The following is a 19,503-nucleotide window of genomic DNA, read 5'->3' on the forward strand; positions in this document are numbered from 1 at the left end:
TCAGCAATGAGAACGGAGTTTGTCGCTCCCGCCGGGAGCCGGACGGCTTTTCGCCTGCCGACACTTTCCCGGCTGCCGCCGCTGACGGCTTTGCGCGCCTTTGTCGTGGCCGCCCGCCACGCCAGCTTTTCGCGGGCGGCGGAAGAACTGCATGTTTCGACCGCTGCCATCGGCCAGCAGGTCCGCATTCTCGAAACCCATCTCGGTCAGCCGCTTTTCAGCCGCCAGCGCGGAGAGTTGCTGCTGACTGATGCCGGCAGCGCGCTTTATCCCGGCCTTGCGGATGCCTTCGAGACCATGATCGGCAGCCTTTCCGACCTGATGGTTTCGAACGCCCGACCGCAGCTGAAGGTTCTGGCCGAGGGCTGCTTTGCCGCCCGCTGGCTGGCGCCGCGGCTAGGAAATATCGTTCCGGCGCTGGGAGACGTCGAGCTTTCCATCGAATCCCTTGATGGTGAAACCATCGACCTCACCCATTTCGATGCCGATTGCGCGATCGTCGCTACCCCGGTGCAAATTCCCGGTTTCATCCATGAGCCACTTTTCACCGATACGGTCAGCGCCGTCTGCACGACGGATTTCGCGACCCGCCATGGGCTTGCAGGCGAACCGGAGCGATTGCGGGATCTCGGTTTTGCGATGCTGCGGGGCAATGGTCTGGACCCGGCATTCGAATGGGCAAACTGGCTTCGCGCCTGCCGCATTCCACTCAGGATTTCGGCGACGGGTCCGCGTTTTTCACGCCAGACCGCACTGATAGAAGCGATCTCATCTGGCCACGGCATCGGTCTTGTGCGTCACTCGCTGATTTCCGAAGACCTGAAAACCGGGCGCCTGATCGCCCCCTTCGGCGCGCCACAGCCGACCGCCAGCCGTTATCACCTGTTGACCAGTCCTGACAGGCGGCGGCTGCCGGAGGTTGCATCTCTACTCGCTTTGTTGCGCGAGGATATGCACTCTCTTGAGGCCGCCGCCTGAACACGCCCGTCCCACCTCAGGCGCGTTCCCTTTGCAACTCTCTGGCCGCGTAAATGTTCTCCGGTCGGGGCAGGCCATAGTGGTCACGCAGCGTATCACCCTCATATTCCTCGCGGAACAGACCACGCCGTTTCAGGATCGGAACCACCTCGCCCACGAAGATATCGAACCCGCCGTTCAGCCAGGGCGGCATGATGTTGAAGCCGTCGGCCGCGCCCTCACGGAACCAGGTTTCTATCCAATCCGCCACCTGTTCCGGCGTTCCGGAAATCACCTTGTGCCCGCGTCCGCCGGCAAGCCGGTGCAGCAATTGCCGGATCGTCGGGTTCTCCCTGTCGATGACGTCGAGAACCAGTTGATGGCGGCTGCTATCCGCCTGCGCCCGCGTCGCCTCGACGGCCTCTTTCGGCAAAGGCTTGTCGAGATCGGCGGATGAGAGATCGATGCCGGTGATGCGCTGCAATTGCTTGAGCGAAAAGGCCGGCTGGATGAGATCGTTGAACGAAGCCTCCAGCTTGCGCGCCTCCTCTTCCGTGGAGGCGATGAAGGGGCTGATGCCCGGCAGGATTTTCACATGGGCGGGGTTGCGCCCGGTGGCTGCAACCCGCCGCTTGATATCGGAGTAAAAAGACCGCGCACTCTCCAGAGTCTGATGCGCGGTAAAGATCGCTTCGGCATAATGGGCGGCAAAGCCGCGCCCTTCCTCCGAAGAGCCGGCCTGCACGTAAACCGGCCGTCCCTGCGGTGAACGGGGCACGTTCAGCGCGCCGCGCACCCGGTAAAATTCGCCGTCGTGATTGGCGGGATGGATGCGGTCGGTCTCGGCAAACAGACCGCTCTCCTTGTCTGCGACGATGGCGTCATCTTCCCAGCTATCCCATAGCTTCGTCACCACGTCGACAAATTCAATGGCCTGACGGTATCGATCGGCATGCGGCGGGTGCTTCTGGAGGTTAAAGTTGCCGGCCGCAGCATCGGCCGAAGTCGTCACGATGTTCCAGCCCACGCGGCCGCCGCTGATATGATCGACCGAAGCGAACAGCCGGGCGAGATTATACGGCTCATAATAGGTAGTGGACGCCGTGGCGATGAAGCCGATTTTTTCCGTGACGGCGGCGAGAGCCGAAAGCATGGTGATAGGCTCCAGCCGGTGGCGGGCGGCATAGCGGATATTGGCGTCCAGCACCGGCGCATCGGCAAAGAAGATGGCGTCCAGCTTTGCTGCCTCGGCCTTGCGGGCAATATCCTGATAGAGCTTTATGTCGGTGACGCGGTGGGGCTCCGAGTCCGGATGCCGCCAGGCCGCCTCATGGTGTCCGCCCGGATAGATGAACGCATTGAGAACCAGCTTTTCGGATTTTCTGCTCATGGAAATGACCTCTTCTTCGCTCTACGAACCGAAAGGTGAGGAGGCTCACGCCTCCTTCGTCACCCAGGCCTTGGCGAGATTGCCGCTCAGCCCCTCCGCCCCGGTCGCATAATCCTTGATGCGAACGCTGCCGACGACCGGCTGGATGGGTGAGACCAGATTGATGACGGGAAGATCCTTGGCGACAACGGCCTGAAATTCCTTGAAGAAGGCGGCGCGCTTCTCGATGTCAGGCTCCACCGCCGCCGCTTCCAGCAGCCGGTCGACTTCCGGATTGGCGTAATGGCTGGCATTGGAGAACGGCAGGCCGATCTTGAAATTCTTGCTCCAGTAGACGCGCTGCACGCCGGCCGTCGGATCGAAGGTATTGGAGAGGGATTCCACCGAAAGATCCCAGGCGCGGTCGGTATAAACGACCTTCACATAGGTGCCGAAATCGAACTTCTGGATATCCGCCTCGATGCCAATCTTCGACAGCGCCTGCGCGATGAAATCCGAATAGGTCTGCGGATTGAACGGGTTGGTGGTGACCCTGAGCTTGAAGCGCTTGCCGCCGTCCTTGCGCGGAAAGCCTGCCTCATCCAGCAGTTTTTCCGCCAGCGCTATATCGAATTTGGCAAAACCGATGTCGGAATTGTGGAACTTCGCAAGGCCGGGGCTGATCGGCGTCGGCGACGGCACGGCATAACCGTAAAGCACGGTATCGATGAGCGCCGGAACATCAATGGCATGGGCAATCGCCTGCCTGACCTTCAATTCCTTCAGATATTCGTTCTCAAGATTGATCACCAGCTGGTTCTGCTGGCCGGCATAGGCATAGATGCGGTCATCCACTTTCAGCGTCGGGATGGATTTCAGCCGTTCCAGATCGGCAAGAGCCACCGGGTTGGGGCCAATGTCGCCTTCCCCGGTTTCCAGCGCCGCCGCGCGCGCGCCCGCATCATTGATGAGGCGGATGATGACGCGGTCGAGATAAGGGCGCGGTGCATCCCAGTAATCGGCATTTTTCTCCAGCAGAATATGGCTGCCCGGCACCCATTCCTTCAGCACGAAGGGACCGCTGCCGATGATCTGCGCCCGCTTCGGATTATCAGTCGGTTTGAAGGTCTCGAAGATGTGCTTCGGCACAACAGGTGATTCCGAGGAGGCGAGCGCCGTGATCAGGCCCGGCGCCGGCTTGGAAAGTTTCACCTTCGCAACCAGCGGATCGGATGTATCGACGCTCTCGACATTTGCGAAAGTCGCCCGGCCACGCGGATGGGCCTCCTTCAGCCGCAGGATGGAAAATGCCACATCCGCCGATGTCACCGGTTTGCCATCATGGAATTTCGCCTTTGGCTGCAGGTGAAAGACATATTCCAGCCCGTCGGCCGAAACGCTCCATTCCCTGGCAAGGCTCGGCTTGGGCGAAAGTTCGTAATCGTAAGTCAAAAGCCCGTCATAAATCTTCGAACCGATGAACTGCGGGCCACCCGCGCTGGTATTGATCGCCACGAGCTGCGTCGGCTCCGGAAAATAGACGATCTTGAGCGTGCCGCCCGAAACGGGCTCTTCGGCAGCGGCGAAAGAACCGCCGGGAAGCGCCACGAAAGCGCCGGCGGCGAGTGCAATTTTATGAAACTGGCGTCTGGAAAAGGTCATGTCTGTCTCCTAAAAAATCCGATGTGCGGGGTGCGGCAGCTCAATGCAGCTGCGGGAACCCGTGGCGCTCGGCGAGGATTTGCAAAATACGTTTGGTGTCCTGAATGAAGTGCGTGTCGCCCCTTGCGGTCGCGTCACCGGGTGCATCCCCAGCAAAGATGAGCAGCGGCAGCGACTGGTTTTCCTCACCCACGGCGGCGATGACCGCCTCGCGCGGGCGCTGAAAATCGACTCGGTGGATATCGATGCCGGCGGCAAGATCCGGAAAGGCGGCAAGCAGGCCTTCGATCTGGTTACAATGCGGGCAGACGAAGCGGACACCGGGGTGCTTTGGGTCCTCAAAACCGGGGGCGATCAAAAAAAGCGTATCCTTGGCCATGGCGTCCATCATTTGCGGTGAGATTTCCAGCGCACAGTGCAGGCGGCCAAAGCGTGGGTCCAGAAAGCAATTCTTGCTTTGAGACGAAGAATTCCTTTGCGCTAAATTATTGATGAAACTTATTTTTTCGAAATTTCCACTGGTGACATCGCCGTTTCGGCCGACATGTTTCATGCGCAAAGTTTTTCTCGAAAACGGGCGTGCCGCGCGAAGGCGCAAAAAGGATGGAGGGCGAATTTCGACAATAAAAAACCCGGCAGAATTGCCGGGTTAATGTTGATGATCGCAGACCCCCTCTTCCGTCATGCCAGGCTTGACCCGGCATCCAGCCACGGCGCGCCTGTGCCGTGAAGAAAGTCTCTCGCGATCAAGGACTTGAGCGCGCTGAATCCCGGATCCAGTCCGGGGTGACGGAGTTGGATGAAAACGCTCACTCCTTCTTCCAGGCCGTCGCCAGATCCCCATAGGCAATGTCGATGGTCGTCACGAGCGACTGCAGACTGGTGTTGCGTAAAATGACTGTCGGCAGGGCGACGATCGAGAAATTCGGCAGATCGTCCCCGGTGATTTTCTGGATGTCGTGGAACTGCCCGGCCCGCTTCGTTTCATCCACCTCGATGGCAGCAGCACGGAAGAGATCATCCACCTTGGGGTTGTTGTAGTGGGCGGCGTTGACATAGGGAGCGGGGTTCTTGATGCCGTCGGACCAGTAGAGGCGCTGCACGCCCGCCGTCGGATCGAACAGCCGGCTGATGCCGTTCACCGTCAGGTCAAAACCGCGCTCCGTATAAACGCGCTTGATGAAGGTGGCGAGATCGCCTTCGACGATATCCACCTTCACGCCCAGTTTGCCGAAGGATGAACGCAGATATTCGGAGGTCTTGCGGAAGACGTCTGACGGCAGGAAGGCAAGCCGCAGCGAAAAGCGGGTGCCATCCGCGCCCTTCGGATAACCGGCCTTGTCCAGCAACTCATTCGCTTTGGCGAGGTCAAAGGGATAGGTGAAGGGCTTTTCGTCATTATAGGCAGTGAAGACCGCCGGGATGTTTGAACCGGCTGGTTTGGCCGTACCGAAAAAGATGGCATCGTTGATGAAATCGCGATCAATGGCATGGGCCAGTGCCTGCCGGACTTCCTTCTTCGCGAGGATCGGGTTCTCCAGATTGAACTCGAATATGGCGGCATTGTTGAGATAGGCGTCGGTATAGACCTCCACCGCAAGTTTCGGATTCTGCCGCAACCGCTCCAGATCGCTGTAGGAGACATCGGCGGTGTAATCCGCCTCACCGGTTTCGACCGAAATGGTGGTGGAGGCCGCATCGGCGACGAAGCGCGCCACGAAACCGTCGAGATAGGGCAGATCGGCCTGCCAGTAATTCGGGTTCTTCTTCAGCTTCACATAGCTGCCGCGTTTCCATTCCTCAAACACGAAGGGGCCGGTGCCGACAGGCGCGTTGCCGTTCGGGCTCTCATTGTATTTTTCCGAGGTATAGGCATGAGCCGGCAGAATGGGCGTTTCGCCGCCCGTCAGCGCCCTCAAGAGATAGGGTGCGGGTTTGGAAAGCACCACCACGGCCGTCAGTGGATCGGGCGTTTCGATATCGACAACATTGGCAAAGGTGATGCGTCCGCGCGGGCCAACCTTCTTGAAGGCCAGCAGGGAAAATTTGACGTCCTGCGACGTGAAATCCTTGCCATCATGCCATTTGACGCTCTTGCGCAGCTTGAAAGTGTAGCGCAGCCCATCGGCTGATGTTTCCCAGCTTTCGGCCAGAACCGGATGCGGTTTGAATTCGCTGTCGAACCGTACCAGTCCTTCGAGGATTTTCGTGGAGATGGCGCGGGTTCGTGTGTTGGAATCGGAAAGCGGCACCAGCGTCGTCGGCTCGCCAAGGCCTGCAAGAGTAACGATCCCGCCTTTCTTCGGCGTTTCCGCCGCCAGCACCGGCAAGGACGGCAGGAGCATGGCCCCGGCAAGGGCAGCACTCAGAAGCAATGTCTTACGTCTTGTAATATCCATGGATGTTTCCTCTTGCAGACTTGTTTTTAAAATTTTCAGGCAGCCTTCAGCCGGGTCTCCACCAGCCGGGCAAACAAGGTGGCGCCGACGGGCAGGATGTCGTCGTCAACGATAAAACCAGGATTATGGGCGGGCACGGTGCCGGAATGACCGAGGGTGAAAAATGCGCCGGGTGCGTGTTTCAGGAGATCGGCGAAATCCTCGCTGCCCATGAAGCGGCCGGGTTCCGTGGAAACGCGCTCATCTCCCAAAACCTCGCGCGCCACGCCGGCGACGATATCCACCGATGCGTCATCATTGGTCAGGACCGAGAATATGTCGCGAATCTCCACCTCGGCGGTAAGGCCATGGGCGGCAGCAACGTGATCCGAGATGGTGCGGATGCGCTGCCTTATGGTTTCGCGCACGCTGTCGGAGAAGGCCCGCACCGTCCCGGCAATCGCCGCCGTTTCGGGAATGACATTATAGGCTGATCCCGCCTCGATACGCGTGATCGACAACACGGCGGGATCGGTCGGCGACACGTTTCGGCTGACAATGGTCTGCAGCGCCTGGATCAGTTCGCCCGTCGCCGGAACCGGGTCGCGAGAGACATCGGGATGCGCAGCGTGAGCGCCCCTGCCCTTCAACCGGATATCGAAGAAATCCGCTCCTGCCAGAATGGTGCCCGGCGAAACCTTCAGGTGATTGGGCGCGGCATGGGTGGAATTGTGCAGCCCGTAAATCTCGTCAACGGGAAAATCCTTGAACAGCCCGTCGGCAATCATGGCGCGTGCGCCGCCCAGCCCTTCCTCGGCCGGCTGGAAAATGAACACCACCGTACCGGCAAAATCCCGGGTTTCCGCCAGATAGCGGGCGGTGCCGAGCAGGATGGTGGTGTGCACATCATGCCCGCAGCCGTGGAACTTTCCGGGATAGACGGACGCATAGGGCAGACCGGTTTCCTCCGGCATCGGCAGGGCATCCATATCGGCCCGCAGCCCGATGGAGCGGTTGCCTGCATGCCGGCCGCGCAACACACCGACCACACCGGTCTTGCCATAACCGCGATGGACCTCGATGCCCCAGGAAGCGAGCTTTTCGGCGACGATGCCGGAAGTGCGCACCTCCTCGAAACCGATTTCGGGATGCTGGTGCAGATCGTGGCGGATGGAGACAAGTTCGGGAACATAAGTCCCGATCCGATCAAGGATTTTAGGAGCAGGCGTTTTGATGGGATCGACGGCGATATTCACGGTATCTCCTCAGGGCAAAAAATATCGTTTTCGCAATCGGGCGATTGCGAAGGGTTGGCTTCGGATATGGAAAATCAGGGCTGGAAAGACGTCAGAGCCTCAGGCCAGCCTCCTTCATCAAGGGCAGAATGCGCTCGGCGAAATAGTCGAGGTCTTCGCGGAAATCGTAGAAATTGAGCTGAACGCCATCGATCCCTGCCTTTTTCAGACCGACAAGCTGCTCGACCACCTGCTCGGGCGAACCGATGATTTCGATATTACCGCCGAGATTGCGCCCCTGCTTGTGGCGCGCATCGCCGCGTCCGCGCCAGGCATGGGCATCGCTGTCATAATTATTGGTGGCGAAGGCGCGGGTGCCGGGCTGCGGTTTTCCGGCCTCGATGGCATCGGCATAGGCTATCGCTTCCTTCTTCGTGTCGCGGCTGACGATGATCGGATTGATGATCGTCTTCACCTGCCGGCCATAGGCTTTGGCGCGGTTCTTGACGGTGGCGACATGATCGGGAAGCGTTTCGAGCGCACTGTCTATATGCGCACCACCTGGCGAGGTGACGAAAACCAGATCGGAATGACGGGCGGCGAAATCGATACCAGCGGGCGAACCGGTCGCCGTCACCAGCGGCGGGCGGCCAAAGGCGGGCTTCGGCGTGATCCAGCCATTGTTGATCGCCCAGGGATTGAGCTTGCCTTCATAGGAGAAGTTTTCTGTTTCGCCCCACAGGCGATGAAGCACATCGAACAATTCTCCGGCCATATCGTAACGCTTGTCATGGTCGATGCGCTGCCAGCCGAACATTTCATGCTCAACGGCGCGGTGGCCGGTGACGATGTTGATGCCCCATCGTCCTTTGGCAATGTGATCCAGCGTCGCGCCATATTTGGCGAGATGCAGCGGATGCAGAGGCCCATAGAGCACATGGATGGTGGAGATCAGCAAAATGCTCTTCGTGACCGCCGCCATGGCGCCGAGCGCAATGAAGCTGTCGAGCGAGGATTCGCCATCATAACCACCCTTGGGCAGCCATTGCGTTCGGCTGAAAGCAATTTCGAAACCAAGCTCTTCCGCACGCTTCACCAGTTCGACGTTGTAATCGAAGGTCCAGCTGTTGCTGGTCGGCAGGCTGGAGAAATTGATGTCCTGCAGATTGAGGAACAGGCCCAGCATCAGCGGCTGCTTCGCCGCGCGGCTGAGCGGGCTGTCGTCGAAATCGGCCGGGCTTTTCAGTTCAAGACCTTTCAGCTCGGGACCTTCGGGCAATGGAACAGTCAGCGCCATGTCTTTTCTCCCTCGGAATTGCCGCCCTGCGGGGCGGTCGCCGCCAGCCGGGCGCGCAGATAATCTTCGACGCCGCGGGGCAGCCGGTCCGTAATCTGGTGGATGGTATCGGTGACCGATGCGGCGAGACCTTCGCGGATGAGCTCTCCGAATTCACCGATCGCCGTCTGTTCAAACGCACCGAGATGGGGCGGAAGGGCCGGGGCGGCATGATGGGAAATCCCGACAGGGCGATGCAGGATACGCGCCGCGATGCGGGCGATTTCCAGCGCCGTCAGGGCTTCGCCGCCAGTCAGCACAAAAGTACCGGAAACCGGCGCGCTTGATGTCAGGGCGTGAACGGCGACATCGGCAATATCATCGGCATCAATGAAGGAGACGGCCGCATCGCCAAAGCGGGCGGGCACATCCTCCCCCTTGCGCAGCGCGGCGACAACGGGCTCCAGCGCAACCTGCATCCAGGCGTTCGGCCGCAGCACCGCATGCGCGATGCCGCTTGCGGCCAGATGCTGTTCCACCTCTGCATGGGCCGCCCCCGAAATGGAGCGTGCGGCATTTTTAATGGTCCAGTCGGAACCGGATATTTTCACGATCCGCGACACACCGGCGGAAAGAGCGGCATCGATGACCGCCTTCTGGTCCGCCGCCAGCGTCTCTCCGATGGGGGAAAGCAGGAACAACCGGTCTATTCCCCGCACAGCTTCTTTCAGGCTGGCAGGATCGGAAAAATTGCCTTCCGAAATATCGACCCTGTCGCCCCAGAGCTTCAGCGCATCTTCTCGCCGGCGGGTCAGCACGCGAACCTCTGCGTGATTTTGCAAAAGACGGCTGACGACCCGTTGCCCGAGCTTGCCGGTTGCACCTGTCACAAGAATGGTGGATGCCATGGCTCCCTCACTTTCCGGCGCTGTGTTGCGTGGCGTCTTGCAGTAAAGAAAGGGCGCGTGGATCAGCCCATTCCTGCGCGTCGAAATCTTCGGGGATGAATTTCCATTCCAGCAGGAAATCCTTGAAGTGGCTGAGCGCATCCAGCTCGGTCGGATCGAGATCAAGCCTCAGATTGCGATGCACATCCGCCCCATTCGCAGCCAGAACCGCCTCCTCGCTGACGCCGATCTCGCGGGCGATGAAACGCACGGCTTCGGCCCGATTGTCATTTGCCCATTGGGCGACACGCTGAACCGTAGCCACCAGTTCCGCCACCAGATCGGGCCGCTCATCGGCAAAGGTGGCGTCCACCGTTAAGGGACGCGGGGTGCCGTTGTTGATGCGGATTTTCGGATCGGGGTGAAACCCCGTCGACACCACGACCTGCGCGCCGATGAGATTGGCGACGGTGACGCCTTCCGCTCCCTTGACGAAAAACGCGTCGATCTGGCCCCGGTGCAGCGCTGCAATTTCTTCGCCATAGGGAAGCCGCCGGCGCAGACCGTGAAACCGCTCATCCGCTGGGCCGAGCAACACCGGTTCTTTAGCCGTGAGATCGACAAGCTCGACCTCCGCGACGGAGAGACCCGAGACCGTCAGCGCCGACACGATGCCCTTGAGCGATGTGGCGCGCTGGAAATCGATGGTTTCGTTCGGGCGCTTCGGCAAACCGATGCGCCGCCCCTTCAGGTCGCTGCCCTTGCTTATCCCGCTTGCGGGCAAGGCAATGACGGCCTGGAACTCATCGGTTCTCGTCAGCCCCACCAGCCGGGTTTTCCGGCCACCGGATTTCGCCCAGATCGGCGGGATATTGCCGCCCTGACGGAAGGACCAGTCCAGACGATGGTCGAAATGGCTCTGGCGAATGGCCGGGTCGGCCGCATCACGAATGGAGGAAACGGAGATGCCATGGGTGGCGAAACTGTCCTCAATCCAGCCGAGTTGCGCCGCGATGGAAAGCGGGGTGGGCGCCGGGCAGCGTGTATACCACACGGTTACGGGTTGGGTTACCTGGCGAAGGGCGGCATCAGCCATGGCGTTCGTCCTCGAAATTGCGATCTGAACGGCACGCTACACGTCGTGAGATATTTTCTATAGATAAAGTGTACTATTTCAGGTGCGATTGAGGAAATTCGTTTCCATCTTGTCACGTCTTCACCGGGATGACGGAATATCCTTTCGATGGTGGCCGGATTTCGGGTCGGATCATCGCCCGGACTCTATCCGCTCTTTAAGTCCACTGCAGCTTGGCTGCCGTACTGATGAAAGTTTTTCTTCTCCGAGCAGCAAGGATTTTTAACTCGCGGGCCGAACCCCGGCTGTTACGCTTTCATGCAATTGCACCGGCCGTGGCCGGAAATCCCAGCAGACCGAGAAGAAAAAGTAAAAGCATGAGCAAGACCAAACGCCGGCTCAATCTCAATGTCGGCATCAACACGACCGGATACCTCGCCAACGCCTGGAAATACCGGAGCGGAGATCGGCACGACATCAACGAGATCGGATATTACCGGCGGCTGACGGAACTGGCCCACAAGGGCCGTTTTGACGCCGTTTTCCTTTCCGACCATCCCGCATTGCTGACCGACCCGGCAAGCCGGCCGTTTCACACCATCGATCCGCTCATTCTCTCCACATCGCTTGCCGCGCAGGTGCCGGATATCGGCTTTGTGGCAACGATATCCTCCACCTATAACTCGCCCTATAACTTTGCCAGACGGACCCAATCCATCGATCTCGTCACCGGCGGACGGCTGATCGTCAACATCGTCTCCTCCTTCAATCCCAATGTCGCCGCCAATTTCGGCAACGACCCGCTGCCGCCGCGCAACGAGAGATATGCCAAGGCCACCGAATTTCTCGATGTTGCAAAAAAACTCTGGTCGAGCTGGGATCCGCGCCGCGAAGGCGAGGTGCCGGAAGAGCGTTTCTGGGATGCGGCGACGGCCGAAACCATCGATCACGAGGGGCAATATTTCCATGTAAAAGGGCCGCTCAATGTTCCGCGCGGACCACAGGGGCATCCCGTCATCGCGCAGGCCGGCGCCTCCGAAGGTGGCATCGATCTCGCCGCACGCCATGGCGAGATCATCTATTGCAACATATTGTCCCGGCCGGCGGGCCAGGCCTTCGGCAAAAAGGTCCGCGACCGCGCTGCCTCCCTCGGCCGCGATCCCTCCGGCATCCGCATCGTTCCCGGCCTCGTTGTCATTCTCGGCGAGACCCGGGAGGAAGCGTTGCGCAAACACGAGCTATACAGTGGAGCCGGTTCGGAAGACGGGCTGCTGGCGCGTTTCGCCAGGGAAAACGGCATTGATCCCCGCGATTTTGATCCCGATGCAAAGCTCGATGCAGAGCGTTTCATCCCGGACCAGAACCGGCAGTGGGCGGTGGGCATGGGGCTTGGCCTTTCCGACCTTTTGACCCACGAAAAGCTCACAGCCCGCGAGGCCGTACGCCGTTCGGAGGGACACCACCGGTTGCTACTCGGCACGCCAGAAGATGTGGCGGATGGCATTATCGATCTCTGGCAGGATGGCACGGTGGACGGCTACACCCTGCAGCCGCCGCGCGCGCCAGACGATATTGCTGAATTTGTCGAAAAGGTCGTGCCGGTGCTGCAGGATCGCGGTGTTTACCCGCGCGAATACGAAGGCGCGACAATACGCGACCGCTATGGCCTGCCCTATCCCGACTGAATAGGATGTGGCGCAGGTAAAGCGCCACACGTCCATCTATCGCCGCTTCCCGCTGGAAGCGGGAGTGGCGGGAACGGGAAATATTATTGGCCGGTCACCACTTTCAAAACGGGCCGCCCGCCGGAAAGCTGCGGCAGGACGGAAGCGAAATCCGTGACGATCTGGCGATAATCTTCCGGCTGGAACTCATAGGGTAGTTCAAGACGGAACTCCGAGACGAGCGGCAGAACGGGATCGCGCGACAGTTTCTCCAGAATTTCGTCCGTCGTCCCAACGATATCGGGCAGGAAAAGCGTGCGGCGCGCGCCATGCGCCGTGGTCGTACGCTTGTCGCGCTCGGCGGCGAATTCCTCGTAACGGCGGCGGGTCGCGGGGCTGGCGCTATCCGTCGGCAGGATCACGCGCCCGAGAGCAACACGCGGTTGACGCTCATGCGCCCATTCCTGCCGGAAGCGGGCAACGAGAGCAGCCTGCGCAATCAGAAAATCATCGGTATTTTCACCGCTGACGATATTGCCCGTCAGAAGATTGAACCCTGCCTTGCCCGCCCAGCGGGCGGAATTCTGAGATCCGCCGCCATACCATAACCGATCCGACAACCCTTCGGCGACGGGCCGCAGGCGCGGCACCTGCGCACCGGCCGCATTGCCCGCTTCCGTCTCGCTGGACAGCGGTTCCGATCTCAGAGCCCTCGCCAGCTTTTCGGCGCGGGCATGGCTGTAATCCGCATCGGGAACCGTATCGACATAATCCGAAATCAGATGGGCGAAGGGCGGTGCGCCCACGGAAACCCCGACATTCAGCCGCCCACGCGACAGCACATCCACGGTGGCCAGATCTTCCGCCAGCCTGAAGGGATTTTCGTAACCAAGCTGAATGACGGCGGTGCCTAATCCGATCCGCTTAGTGCGCTGCGATGCCGCTGCAAGAAAAGTGGCCGCCGAGGAAACGCCCCGTTCCAGGTGGCGCTGGCGAACCCAGGCGCTGTGATACCCCAGCGCCTCCCCGGCTTCAAAAAGCTGCAGGGTTTCTTCCAGCCCCTGCGCCGGATCGTCGTCCTGATAATTGCCGGGCACGAGAAAAGCAAAGTGGGAGATATGGGAAAGGGGCATGGTTGTGCATCCGGAAACGAGTGTTGAAGCTCAGCGGCGCAGACGCAGCCATCCTTGTTGCGGGACAGCCGTTCAATGCGGCGCATGCTCACGCAGAATGCATGATGACAGGCACGGCTGGCACGGCATGTTCGTTTATAGTCCCGGTCATTGTTGAAAGATCATTGCGCGATTTAATAGTCTACTAAAATTATAGATTAATCTCGGATAGCATAGGCCGCGCCCACCCGATTTTCTTCTGCGAAGCGGCAAAATCTCCCCAACCGCCCTCTTCACCGAAGATCTGTGCAACACCGCCTGTAAATGGCCTTGATTTTTCGCGGCAACATGTAATACAGATTATCATACATGTTGACAAATATCGCACACATGTATGACATTGCAGCAGCCGCAAACGCTGCCATACCTGCATGAGGGAGGAATTATGATCATCACCGACGTCGAGGTCCGTGTTTTCCGCACGACGACCCGTCGCCACTCGGACAGTGCCGGTCACGCGCATCCGGGTCCGGCGCATCAGGTGGAACAGGCCATGCTGACCATCCGCACCGAAGACGGTCAGGAAGGTCATTCCTTCACCGCGCCGGAGATCGTTCGCCCGCATGTCATTGAAAAATTCGTCAAGAAAGTCCTGATCGGTGAGGATCATCGCGACCGGGAACGGCTGTGGCAGGACCTTGCCCACTGGCAGCGCGGTTCGGCCGCACAGCTGACTGACCGCACGCTGGCGGTGGTGGATTGCGCGCTGTGGGACCTTGCCGGCCGCTCGCTCGGGCAACCTGTATACAAGTTGATCGGCGGTTATCGCGACAAGGTGCTGGCCTATGGCTCCATCATGTGCGGCGATGAGCTGGAAGGCGGGCTGGCGACGCCTGAAGATTACGGCCGCTTTGCCGAAACGCTGGTGAAACGCGGCTACAAGGGCATCAAGCTGCACACCTGGATGCCGCCAGTCAGCTGGGCGCCGGATGTGAAGATGGACCTCAAGGCCTGCGCCGCCGTGCGTGAGGCGGTCGGCCCTGATATTCGGCTGATGATCGACGCCTTCCACTGGTATTCCCGCACCGACGCGCTGGCTCTCGGGCGCGGTCTCGAAAAACTCGGCTTCGACTGGATCGAAGAGCCGATGGATGAGCAGTCGCTGTCCTCCTACAAGTGGCTCTCCGACAATCTCGATATCCCCGTCGTCGGCCCTGAAAGTGCGGCCGGCAAGCATTGGCATCGGGCAGAATGGATCAAGGCCGGTGCCTGCGATATTCTGCGCACCGGCGTCAACGATGTCGGCGGCATCACCCCGGCGCTCAAGACCATGCATCTGGCCGAGGCTTTCGGCATGGAATGCGAAGTGCATGGCAACACGGCCATGAACCTGCACGTTGTCGCCGCCACCAAGAATTGCCGCTGGTACGAGCGCGGCCTGCTGCACCCCTTCCTCGAATATGATGACGGCCACGACTATCTGAAGTCGCTGTCCGACCCGATGGATCGCGACGGCTTCGTGCATGTCCCTGATCGGCCGGGCCTTGGCGAGGACATCGATTTTACCTTCATCGACAACAACCGGGTGAGGTAACGGGCGATGAAAACCGTGCTCGCCTTCGGAGATAGCCTCACCTGGGGCGCAGACCCGGCAACGGGCCTCCGGCACCCGGCCGAACACCGCTGGCCGGAGGTACTGGAGGCAGAGCTCGCGGGAAAGGCGAAGGTTCACCCCGAGGGCCTTGGCGGGCGCACCACCTGTTATGACGACCATACCGGCCCCGCCTGCCGCAATGGCGCACGGGCGCTTGAAGTCGCGCTCTCCTGCCATATGCCGCTCGATCTCGTCATCATCATGCTCGGCACCAACGACATCAAGCCGGTGCATGGCGGGCGGGCGGAAACGGCGGTTTCCGGCATGCGGCGACTGGCGCAGATCGTCGAGACCTTCATCTACAAACCACGCGAGGCAGTGCCGAAACTGCTGATCGTCGCCCCGCCGCCCTGCGTTGCAGGTCCGGGCGAAGAGCCGGCGGGCGGGCGGGATATCGGGCAATCGCTGCGGCTTGCGCCGCTTTACCGCAAACTCGCCGCCGAACTGGGGCACGCCTTCTTCGATGCCGGATCGGTCGCCAGCGCTTCACCGGTGGATGGCGTGCATCTGGATGCGCCGGCAACGGCCGCAATCGGCCGGGCGCTCGCAGCCCCGGTCAGAGAGATTCTTGGCTGATCATGCGAAGCCTGTGGAGGAACCAGGCGCGTGGATCAAAACGTGGAAAGGCCGTATGAACCGGCCGTATTGGGAGGAAAAATGAAACATTTTCTTGCAACCGCAGCGCTTGGCGCCTTGCTGATCGGCGCGATGCCGCTCAGCACCTTTGCCGAAACGCCGAAGGACCAGCTCATTGTCGCCACGACCATGAGCAATATTCTGACCCTCGATCCCGCCGCCATTACCGGCCGCGAGACCGTGCAGGTTCTGAACAACGTTTATGACACGCTGGTCGTGCTTTCACCGAGAGATCGCAGCGTCCAGCCACGTCTTGCCGAACGCTGGGAAATTGCCGAAGATCGCAAATCCATCCGTTTCCATCTGCGCCGCGATGCGAAATTCGCCTCCGGCAACGCCGTGACGGCAAAGGATGTAGCGTGGAGCCTGAAGCGGCTGCTCGCCCGTAATCTGGCGCAATCGTCTTTCCTCAAAACGCGCGGTTTCAAGCTGGAAGAGGCCGACAAGCTCTTCGTTGCCGAAAACGACCAGACCTTCGTGCTCAATATTCCAAAGCCCGATGATCCCAATCTGCTGCTGATGATTCTTGCACAGAATGGTCCGGGCTCGATCATCGACAGCCAGACGGCGCTTGCCAATGAAAAGGACGGCGATCTCGGCGGCGCATGGCTGACGCTGAATTCCGCCGGTTCCGGTCCCTTCAAGCTCACCCAATGGAAGTCCAACGAATATATCATCCTCACCCGCAACGACGATTATTGGGGTGAGAAGGCCAAGATGAAACGCATCCTCATGCGCCATCTGCCGGAATCGCAGTCGCAGCGCCTGATGTTGGAAAAGGGCGATATCGACGTTGCCTACTCCCTGCAGGCCCCGGACCTGAAATCGCTTGAGGCCGACAAGGCCGTCACCATCGAATCCACGCCCGGCTCCGGTTTTTATTACCTCAGCGTTTCGATGAAGGATGAGAAATTCGCGAACAAGAAGGTGCGCGAGGCCCTGCGTTACCTGATCGATTACGACGGCCTCGACAAGGCGGTCATGCCCTATTACGGCAAGCTGCATCAGCGCTCCCTCAGCACCGGTGTCATGGGCGCGCTGCCCGATCAGGGCTACAAGCTCGATGTCGAAAAAGCCAAGGCGCTTCTGGCCGAGGCTGGTTATCCCAATGGTTTCAAGACCACGCTGCGCGTTCTTTCGGAAGATCCCTTCATGAAGGCGGCAACGGCGATCCAGAACACGCTTGCCCAGGCCGGCATTCAGGCTGAATTGATCAGCGGCTCGGGCGACCAGATTTACGGTGCAATGCGCGAACGGAATTTCGAACTGCTGCTCGGGCGCGGCGGCGGCGGCCAGCAGCCGCATCCGGACAACAACCTGCGCTCGATCGCCTATAACCCCAACAATGCCGACGATGCCAAGCTCACCAATTACCAGAGCTGGCGCACCAGTTTCTTCGATGAGAAACTGAACAAGATGATCGAGGAAGCGCTGGTCGAGCGCGATGTGGCAAAACAGACGAAGCTTTATGAGGACCTGCAGGGCTATATGGACGAGACTGTCATGTCGATCCAGCCCTTCTCCGAAGTCATCGACACCGCCGCCTTCCGCAGCGACATCAAGGGCATGATCGTCAGCCCCTGGCTTTCGCGGTTTGAAGAGGTGAGCAAGGAGCGGTAATCGGCCGTCCTATCTGCGAATAAAAAGGCGCGGCTAACCCCGCGCCTTTTTGCTGTAACAAAGCCCCACTCACCCAATGTGTTAGGCGCAAGCGAAGCCTCCGCACTCCGTCACCCCGGACTAGATCCGTGGTCTAGTGCGATCAAGTCCTTGATCGCGAAAGAGTCTGTTCACGGCGCAGACGCGCCGTGGCTGGAGGCCGGATCAAGTCCGGCATGACGGAAAGGCCGGTCTCGCACTATGTCAGCAGCCTAGGCGCAGTTGGCGGCCCGCCATCCCGCCTAGCTACCTCCAAAAAAATGCCCGGCGGGGAGGCCGGGCAAGGAAGGAGGATGTTATTATCCGTGACGCCCCGGAGGAGGACGGTCACGTTCTTGGAGCCGTCACGCGCCTTCATATTCCAGCGAAGCGCCGATCAATTCACGCGCATAGGGATGCGTCGCGCGATTGTCGGCGATGGCCTCGCGCGGCAGGATTTCGGTGATTTCGCCGCGCAGCATCACCGCGAACCGGTCGCACATGTGATCGACGACGGCGAGGTCATGGGTCACCATGATATAGGTAAAGCCGCGCTCTTCGCGCAGCCGCTGCAGCAGGTTGAGGATTTCCGCCTGCACCGAGACATCGAGCGCAGACGTCGGCTCATCGAGCAGTAACAGCGACGGCTCGAGAATCAGCGCCCGCGCAATCGCCACGCGCTGCCGCTGGCCGCCGGAAAGCTGGTGCGGGAAACGATCCAGAAACGATACGGGCAGGCCGACATCGGTGATGACCTTGCGCATGCGCTCTTCGCGGTCGCCAAGCTTGTGGATCGCAAGCGATTCCGAAAGCACGGTGCGCACCGACTGGCGGGGATGCAGGGAACCATAGGGGTCCTGAAACACCATCTGCAGCATGCGGCACCGCTCGATCAGCGGCATGTCGCGCACCGATCTGCCGTCGATAAGGATATCGCCGGTCCAGAAATCGTTGAGCATGGAGACGCAGCGAAGCACGGTGGATTTGCCCGAACCGCTTTCGCCGACCAGCCCGAAGCACTCGCCCGGCTCGACGCGGAAGGATACGGAAGGCAGCACTTTCAGCGCCGTGTGGCCGCTGCCGAAAGTGATGGAGAGATCGCGGGTTTCGACGGAAACGGCCATTATACGTTCTCCTCCAGCCATTCGGGGCGACGGTCCAGCACCGCAAGCGGCGCGCGTGTGCCACCGATGCGCGGCTGTGCCGCCAGCAGGCCGCGCGTATAGGGATGCTGCGCCTGATCGAGATCGCGCGCGGCCAGCGTTTCCACCACACGGCCGGAATACATGATGAGCACCCGGTCGCAGAAATTGCGCACGAGATTGAGGTCGTGACTGATCATGATCAGGCCGATGCCGCGATCACGCACGAGACCGTCGAGAATATTCAGCACCTGCAGCCGCACCGTCACGTCAAGCGCCGACGTCGGCTCATCGGCAATGACGAGATCGGGATCGGCAAGCAGCATCATGGCGATCATGACGCGCTGGCCCATGCCGCCGGAGATTTCATGCGGATATTGCTCGTAAACGCGGGCGGCATCGCGGATTTTCACTGCATCGAGCATGGCAAGCGCCTTTTCCCGGGCCTCCTGTTTCGAAGCCTTGAAGTGGCGCAGATAGGTTTCCGTTACCTGATCGCCGACCCTACGGATGGGATTGAGAGAGAATTTCGGATCCTGAAGGATCATCGACATGCGCCGGCCGCGAACCTTCAGCATCTCTTTCTCATCGAGCGAGAGAAGATCGAGGCCATCGAAATCCAGCCTGTCGGCGGTGATCGTCGCCGATGGCAAAAGGCGCAGCAAGGCGCGGCCGACGGTGGATTTGCCCGAGCCGCTTTCACCGACGATACCAAGCCGTTCCCGGCCAAGGGTGAAGGAAATGCCCCGCACCGCCTCGGTGGGTGAGCCGCCATAACGGATGCGGAGATTTTCGACGTCAAGAATTGGTTTTTCCAT

Annotated in this window: 16 protein-coding genes; 5 read left to right on the plus strand and 11 right to left on the minus strand. The window is 60.1% G+C overall.

The window, feature by feature from the left end; all coding sequences use genetic code 11:
• Positions 1-6 precede the first annotated feature (6 nt).
• Positions 7-978 carry a LysR substrate-binding domain-containing protein gene (locus V6R85_RS11270; protein ID WP_111833864.1) on the plus strand — a complete coding sequence of 324 codons (972 nt, stop codon included), beginning with the start codon at positions 7-9 and terminating at the stop codon, positions 976-978.
• Positions 979-994: 16 nt separating this feature from the next.
• Here V6R85_RS11270 and V6R85_RS11275 read toward each other — a convergent pair whose 3' ends face one another.
• The 8 genes from V6R85_RS11275 to V6R85_RS11310 all read right to left on the minus strand — a co-directional run bounded on the left by V6R85_RS11275 (position 995) and on the right by V6R85_RS11310 (position 10,860).
• On the minus strand, positions 995-2,347 hold the full coding sequence (locus tag V6R85_RS11275; RefSeq protein WP_111833865.1) for an LLM class flavin-dependent oxidoreductase: 1,353 nt from the start codon (positions 2,345-2,347) through the stop codon (positions 995-997).
• Positions 2,348-2,392: 45 nt separating this feature from the next.
• Positions 2,393-3,988, minus strand: coding sequence for an ABC transporter substrate-binding protein (locus V6R85_RS11280; protein ID WP_111833866.1), 1,596 nt, complete (start codon positions 3,986-3,988; stop codon positions 2,393-2,395).
• 40 nt (positions 3,989-4,028) lie between these two features.
• Positions 4,029-4,379, minus strand: coding sequence for a DUF3088 domain-containing protein (locus V6R85_RS11285; protein ID WP_003506929.1), 351 nt, complete (start codon positions 4,377-4,379; stop codon positions 4,029-4,031).
• Positions 4,380-4,797: 418 nt separating this feature from the next.
• Entirely contained in the window at positions 4,798-6,387 is a 1,590-nt protein-coding gene (locus V6R85_RS11290; protein ID WP_111833867.1) for an ABC transporter substrate-binding protein, read from the minus strand.
• Between the two features lie 35 nt (positions 6,388-6,422).
• Positions 6,423-7,622 (minus strand): M20 aminoacylase family protein, encoded by a 1,200-nt coding sequence (locus tag V6R85_RS11295; protein ID WP_087745744.1) that lies wholly within the window; start codon positions 7,620-7,622, stop codon positions 6,423-6,425.
• Positions 7,623-7,713: 91 nt separating this feature from the next.
• Complete coding sequence (locus tag V6R85_RS11300; RefSeq protein ID WP_111833868.1) at positions 7,714-8,898, minus strand: LLM class flavin-dependent oxidoreductase; 1,185 nt, start codon at positions 8,896-8,898, stop codon at positions 7,714-7,716.
• Positions 8,889-9,785: an NmrA family NAD(P)-binding protein gene (locus tag V6R85_RS11305; protein ID WP_111833869.1), complete on the minus strand. Its 897-nt coding sequence runs from the start codon at positions 9,783-9,785 to the stop codon at positions 8,889-8,891. Before V6R85_RS11305 ends, V6R85_RS11300 begins: the two co-directional genes overlap by 10 nt.
• 7 nt (positions 9,786-9,792) lie before the next feature.
• Positions 9,793-10,860, minus strand: coding sequence for an ABC transporter substrate-binding protein (locus tag V6R85_RS11310; RefSeq protein ID WP_111833870.1), 1,068 nt, complete (start codon positions 10,858-10,860; stop codon positions 9,793-9,795).
• Positions 10,861-11,216: 356 nt separating this feature from the next.
• On the opposite strand from V6R85_RS11310, the gene V6R85_RS11315 reads away from it, so the two are divergent.
• On the plus strand, positions 11,217-12,524 hold the full coding sequence (locus V6R85_RS11315) for an NtaA/DmoA family FMN-dependent monooxygenase (protein ID WP_020813150.1): 1,308 nt from the start codon (positions 11,217-11,219) through the stop codon (positions 12,522-12,524).
• Positions 12,525-12,607: 83 nt separating this feature from the next.
• Here the strand turns inward: V6R85_RS11315 and V6R85_RS11320 are convergent, their stop codons facing one another.
• Positions 12,608-13,636 (minus strand): LLM class flavin-dependent oxidoreductase, encoded by a 1,029-nt coding sequence (locus V6R85_RS11320; RefSeq protein ID WP_060724872.1) that lies wholly within the window; start codon positions 13,634-13,636, stop codon positions 12,608-12,610.
• A 424-nt stretch (positions 13,637-14,060) separates the two neighbouring features.
• Here V6R85_RS11320 and V6R85_RS11325 point away from each other — a divergent pair, with 424 nt between their 5' ends.
• The 3 genes from V6R85_RS11325 to V6R85_RS11335 all read left to right on the plus strand — a co-directional run bounded on the left by V6R85_RS11325 (position 14,061) and on the right by V6R85_RS11335 (position 17,525).
• Positions 14,061-15,209, plus strand: coding sequence for a mandelate racemase family protein (locus V6R85_RS11325; RefSeq protein WP_003506947.1), 1,149 nt, complete (start codon positions 14,061-14,063; stop codon positions 15,207-15,209).
• A gap of 6 nt (positions 15,210-15,215) precedes the next feature.
• Complete coding sequence (locus V6R85_RS11330) at positions 15,216-15,845, plus strand: SGNH/GDSL hydrolase family protein (RefSeq protein ID WP_111833871.1); 630 nt, start codon at positions 15,216-15,218, stop codon at positions 15,843-15,845.
• Between the two features lie 81 nt (positions 15,846-15,926).
• Positions 15,927-17,525, plus strand: a complete 1,599-nt coding sequence (locus V6R85_RS11335) for an ABC transporter substrate-binding protein (RefSeq protein ID WP_111833872.1) — start codon at positions 15,927-15,929, stop codon at positions 17,523-17,525.
• Between the two features lie 383 nt (positions 17,526-17,908).
• On the opposite strand, the gene V6R85_RS11340 is transcribed toward V6R85_RS11335, so the two are convergent.
• Together V6R85_RS11340 and V6R85_RS11345 are read right to left on the minus strand one after the other, a co-directional pair.
• Positions 17,909-18,667, minus strand: a complete 759-nt coding sequence (locus V6R85_RS11340) for an ABC transporter ATP-binding protein (protein WP_003506952.1) — start codon at positions 18,665-18,667, stop codon at positions 17,909-17,911.
• Positions 18,667-19,503 (minus strand): ABC transporter ATP-binding protein, encoded by an 837-nt coding sequence (locus V6R85_RS11345; protein WP_020813146.1) that lies wholly within the window; start codon positions 19,501-19,503, stop codon positions 18,667-18,669. Before V6R85_RS11345 ends, V6R85_RS11340 begins: the two co-directional genes overlap by 1 nt.

The organism is Agrobacterium sp. CCNWLW32 (assembly GCF_037083425.1).
Taxonomy (GTDB): Bacteria; Pseudomonadota; Alphaproteobacteria; order Rhizobiales; family Rhizobiaceae; genus Agrobacterium; species Agrobacterium radiobacter.